This window comes from Bartonella propinqua, assembly GCF_047263965.1.
In the GTDB taxonomy this organism is placed as follows: domain Bacteria; phylum Pseudomonadota; class Alphaproteobacteria; order Rhizobiales; family Rhizobiaceae; genus Bartonella.
Genome location: NZ_JBLEBK010000017.1, coordinates 1 through 4,095 on the forward strand (window position 1 = coordinate 1; position 4,095 = coordinate 4,095).

General features: G+C 42.0%; 9 protein-coding genes. 7 read left to right on the top strand and 2 right to left on the bottom strand.

The annotated features are described in order from the left end of the window. Positions 1-64 precede the first annotated feature (64 nt). Positions 65-436, bottom strand: coding sequence for a helix-turn-helix domain-containing protein (locus ACMFKV_RS06875; protein ID WP_413154873.1), 372 nt, complete (start codon positions 434-436; stop codon positions 65-67). A 121-nt stretch (positions 437-557) separates the two neighbouring features. On the opposite strand from ACMFKV_RS06875, the gene ACMFKV_RS06880 reads away from it, so the two are divergent. Both ACMFKV_RS06880 and ACMFKV_RS06885 read left to right on the top strand, forming a co-directional pair. Then, a complete protein-coding gene (locus ACMFKV_RS06880) occupies positions 558-833 on the top strand; it encodes a type II toxin-antitoxin system RelE/ParE family toxin (RefSeq protein ID WP_413154874.1) in 276 nt (91 codons plus the stop codon). A gap of 23 nt (positions 834-856) precedes the next feature. Then, complete coding sequence (locus ACMFKV_RS06885) at positions 857-1,183, top strand: HigA family addiction module antitoxin (protein ID WP_336288764.1); 327 nt, start codon at positions 857-859, stop codon at positions 1,181-1,183. A 49-nt stretch (positions 1,184-1,232) separates the two neighbouring features. Here the strand turns inward: ACMFKV_RS06885 and ACMFKV_RS06890 are convergent, their stop codons facing one another. After that, a complete protein-coding gene (locus ACMFKV_RS06890) occupies positions 1,233-1,484 on the bottom strand; it encodes a type II toxin-antitoxin system Phd/YefM family antitoxin (protein WP_413154875.1) in 252 nt (83 codons plus the stop codon). 133 nt (positions 1,485-1,617) lie between these two features. Here ACMFKV_RS06890 and ACMFKV_RS06895 point away from each other — a divergent pair, with 133 nt between their 5' ends. The 5 genes from ACMFKV_RS06895 to ACMFKV_RS06915 all read left to right on the top strand — a co-directional run. After that, entirely contained in the window at positions 1,618-3,009 is a 1,392-nt protein-coding gene (locus tag ACMFKV_RS06895; RefSeq protein ID WP_413154877.1) for a phage tail sheath subtilisin-like domain-containing protein, read from the top strand. After that, positions 3,009-3,515, top strand: coding sequence for a phage major tail tube protein (locus tag ACMFKV_RS06900; RefSeq protein WP_413154879.1), 507 nt, complete (start codon positions 3,009-3,011; stop codon positions 3,513-3,515). Before ACMFKV_RS06895 ends, ACMFKV_RS06900 begins: the two co-directional genes overlap by 1 nt. A 2-nt stretch (positions 3,516-3,517) precedes the next feature. Further along, positions 3,518-3,802, top strand: a complete 285-nt coding sequence (locus ACMFKV_RS06905; RefSeq protein WP_413154881.1) for a phage tail assembly protein — start codon at positions 3,518-3,520, stop codon at positions 3,800-3,802. Beyond that, a complete protein-coding gene (locus ACMFKV_RS06910; RefSeq protein ID WP_332060728.1) occupies positions 3,799-3,915 on the top strand; it encodes a GpE family phage tail protein in 117 nt (38 codons plus the stop codon). The genes ACMFKV_RS06905 and ACMFKV_RS06910 overlap by 4 nt, the downstream gene beginning before the upstream one ends. Beyond that, positions 3,912-4,095 (top strand): hypothetical protein (locus ACMFKV_RS06915; RefSeq protein ID WP_413154883.1); only part of this gene is annotated, 184 nt, incomplete at its 3' end. The genes ACMFKV_RS06910 and ACMFKV_RS06915, both read left to right, overlap by 4 nt.

Below are 4,095 nucleotides of genomic sequence, written 5' to 3' on the forward strand. Positions count from 1 at the left end.
CATTTCCTCAACGGGTGAAGCAGAAACGCGACCTGTGAATGCAACGGTTGTTTATGCCATAAAGTCATGAAGTTTGATGGTGATGGATAAGGCTTGTCAGTGGAATCTTAAATTGCTGATGCAAGTTCTTAATCATGCGTAGTGTTAATTTTCTTTTGCCATTTAAAATATCATAAACACGATTTAAGTGACCAATCGCAGGGACAAGGTCTTTAGCGGTTAAGTTCATTTGTTCCATTCTCAATTTAATAGCTTCAATTGGATGAGGAGGAGAAACAGGATAGTGTTCAGCTTCATAAGCTTCAATCAATAAAACAAGAATCTCCATTTTATCAAATTCTGGAGTATTAATTTCGGGCTGATTGTCAAACATTGCAGACACAATTTTCAATGCTTTTTGATAATCTTTTTCAGTACGAATAGGCTTTATATCCATTTGTAAAGTTCCTTTAGTTTAGCGGGGTTAATTGCATCGTACTGTTTAAATAGTAACATATTTGTTGACAAATGTCACTTATTACATTACGTTTTATTTAAAATGAAGCCATTGAGTTGCTATGATCAAAACATTTAAAAATAAAGACCTGCAATCTCTTTGGAAAACAGGAAAGAGTAAAATTGATAGCAGGCTTCAACAGCGTGTCATTCGTCGTCTTGATGCTCTTGAAGCGGCTTCTCAAGTGAGCGATGTGAATTTACCAGGCTATAATTTTCATATGCTGAGGGGATTTACTCCAACGCGTTATACTATCCATGTTAATGGACCGTGGTGCATTACTTTCGAGTTTGTTGACGGTCACGTGATGCATGTTGATCTAGAACAGTATCATTGAGCTTTTCAGAAGGAGTTTGACCTATGACTACACGCCATCCTGATCGTTGTCCTTCTCATCCAGGAGAAATCTTAGCTGAAGCCTTGGATAATTTGGACATAAGTAAAACTGAAATTGCTCAAATTCTTCAAATATCACGCCAGCATTTGCACAGTGTTCTTAAGGGGCAGCGTCCTGTTACAGCAGTTACAGCTGCACGTATCGGCAAACTTTTAGGCAATGGACCAGCTTTATGGTTACAGTTGCAAGCAAATTATGATACATGGCACGCACTACGAGATATTGATGTTTCTTCCATTCCAACGCTCACAGCTCGTGGAGTGGATGCGCAAATAGAACATAGCCGCTAGAATCTTTCTCTTTAGAAGTAAACAAACAGTACGAACAACATCAGCAGCTTTAAACATTTTCATTGCCATTTAAAATATCATCTAACCCACGATCTAAGTCGTCTAATATATTCTTTGGTGCATCTGCATAGATAAAAGATTGTCCAGCAGAATGGGGTTTTATTAATTCGTTATATAAACTGATGGGAAGCATAATGATCTTCTCACGTCCTTGTTTTGTTAAAGCTATGGGCTTGGACATAGCTTCATCCAAAATATTGTCAGCCTCACGGTTCATATCTGTAAAACTATATTTTTTCATATCTACACCTCAGCATTATGAATAATACGCGTTGTACATACTCGTATAACATCAAACAGTTCTCCCGAGCGACACTCTCATCATAATTTTTCAGAATTCATTTAACCCAGCCAATCATTTGAAGGAGCATAAAATGGCAACAGGTTTTTTGCACGGCGTTGAAGTTATCGAGTCCGATGACGGCACACGTCCACTTCGTACGGCTCAATCAGCCGTTATCGGGATTGTGGGGACGGCACCAGATGCCGATACACAAGCATTTCCGTTGAATACACCCGTTTTGGTTTCGGGATCACTTTTACAAGCAGCAAAACTTGATAAAACAGGCAAGCGACGCGGCACTTTGCCTAATGCTCTTGATTTAATTTTTAAGCAAGTCGGTGCCATTGTTATTGTCGTGCGGGTGAAGGAAGGTGAGAACGAGAATACAACTCTTGCCAATGTTCTTGGTGGTGTCAATACAGATGGAGCTTATGAAGGTGTCCATGCTTTGATTGGAGCACAATCCATTGTTGGGCAAACACCACGCATTTTGATTGCTCCAAGCTTTACGCATCAACGCCCTGTCAGCCTTAGCAAGATTAATGTTACCAACCAAGGCAGTGGTTATAGTCAAGCAACGGTTAAAATTACAGGGGGAGCCAAAGCAGAAGCTGTCATTTCTGATGGGAACATCACGTCTATTGTTCTCAAGGAGAATGGCATTGATTATCAAACTGCACCAAATGTGACGATTGAAGGTGATGGTACTGGTGCAACAGCTAGGGCAGAAATAAGCACCACATCGAATCCAGTAGCAGCAGAGCTTCTTGGTATTGCTGAACGTCTGCGTGCCATTGTGGTGCTTGATGCACCAAACACAACAGATGAAGCAGCTCTTAGCACAGCCAAGGATTTTGATTCAAAACGCGCTGTTATCGTTGATCCCTTTGTGGCAGTGAATCGTCATGGAAAAATTTCACAAGAGCCAGCAAGTGCAGCCGTTGCAGGTGTTATAGCCAAAACAGATTTTGAGCACGGCTTTTGGCATTCTCCTTCCAATAAAGTCATCAATGGCATTGTTGGTATTGCTCGTCCGATTGACTTTTCTATCGGTGACAGGTCTAGCCGTGCCAACCTGCTCAATGAACAAAACATCACAACAATTATCCGCGAAAATGGCTATCGCCTGTGGGGGAACCGTACCCTTTCAAGCGATAGAAAATTTGCTTTTTTATCGGTGGTGAGAACCGCGGATATGATTAACGATGCCATTTTACGCGGGCATTTGTGGGCAGTCGATAAAAATATCAAGAAAACCTACATGAGCGATGTGAGCGAAAGCGTCAATGCTTATTTGCGTGATTTAAAAGCGCAAGGGGCAATTCTTGGTGGGCACTGCATCCCCGATCCAGAACTCAACACACCAAGTGCGATCGAAGATGGCAAAGTTTATTTCAATGTAGAATTTACACCAACAACCCCAGCAGAACATATCACGTTCCGTTCACAAATTACCAATGATTACTTAGAGGAGATGACGTAATGGCAGTACCAGTTTTACCAAGGGTTTTGAAATATTTTAACATTTATGTCGACGGTATTCCTTATCAGGCAAAATGTGAAAGCGTGACTTTGCCGAATTTGAATTTCACCGTTGAAAGCTATCGTGGTGGCGGCATGGATGTGCCCATTGAGATTGATATGGGGCTTGAGGTTTTAACATTGACCATGACGATTTCTGATTGCTCCCCAGAGCTGATGATACAGCTGGGGCGCTCTGATGTTGACATCTCCCTACGGGGCTCAATGCAAGCGCAGGGCACGCCCGCAGAAGGGGTTGCCATCACCATGCGAGGGCTTTGCAAAGGTTTTGAGATGGCAGAATGGCAAGCAGGAGGCAAAGCAACCTCTACAGCGACATTCACACTGCATTACTTCAAGTATGTTCAGAAGGAGGTTGAGATTGTTGAGATAGATGCTCTCAACATGGTGAGGAAATTCAATGGTGTAGACCAATTAGCAAAACATAGAGAATTTTTAGGAATGTAAAAATGACAGCAGCAACAAGTGTTACATATAAATTGTCCATCCCTGTTTTTTTTGAAGGAAAAGAACACACCAAAATCATTTTACGGCGTGCCAAAACAAAGGATTTGCAAGCGATTGATAAAAAGGAAGGTCTCGAGCAAACCATAGCAATGATCGCACGTCTTTCGAGCTGGTCTTATGAAGCCGTGGGAGAAATCGACATTGAGGATTTGTCAGGCATTGGGGAAATCTTGGAGTCTTTTATCAAGCGGCGGGATACCTCGACTGGGAAACTGCCGCTAAATTGATAGGGGATATAGCGATCGTTTTTCATTGGCCACTGTCAGATATGATGGAAATGGAGCCACAAGAATTGATCTTTTGGCGAAAACAGGCAGCAGAAAGGCATAAAACGAAATGACGAAAAAAGTTGCCGATGCGAAAGTCAGATTAACGCTTGAGGATAAAATAACAGCGCCTTTGAAGCGTCTACAAGGGCGGTTTCAAGACTTATCGCATAAATTGGGTGTTCCTCGCTTTTCTGCTGCGGTCAAAAACATGACTGCAAGCCTGAAAGGTGTTCAAGGTGCTCTTAGCACGG

Bases quoted from the DNA above. Each gene is read 5' to 3' on its own strand.
- ACMFKV_RS06875 (WP_413154873.1), bottom strand. From the start codon at position 436: ATGGATATAAAGCCTATTCGTACTGAAAAAGATTATCAAAAAGCATTG.
- ACMFKV_RS06880 (WP_413154874.1), top strand. From the start codon at position 558: ATGATCAAAACATTTAAAAATAAAGACCTGCAATCTCTTTGGAAAACA.
- ACMFKV_RS06885 (WP_336288764.1), top strand. From the start codon at position 857: ATGACTACACGCCATCCTGATCGTTGTCCTTCTCATCCAGGAGAAATC.
- ACMFKV_RS06890 (WP_413154875.1), bottom strand. From the start codon at position 1,484: ATGAAAAAATATAGTTTTACAGATATGAACCGTGAGGCTGACAATATT.
- ACMFKV_RS06895 (WP_413154877.1), top strand. From the start codon at position 1,618: ATGGCAACAGGTTTTTTGCACGGCGTTGAAGTTATCGAGTCCGATGAC.
- ACMFKV_RS06900 (WP_413154879.1), top strand. From the start codon at position 3,009: ATGGCAGTACCAGTTTTACCAAGGGTTTTGAAATATTTTAACATTTAT.
- ACMFKV_RS06905 (WP_413154881.1), top strand. From the start codon at position 3,518: ATGACAGCAGCAACAAGTGTTACATATAAATTGTCCATCCCTGTTTTT.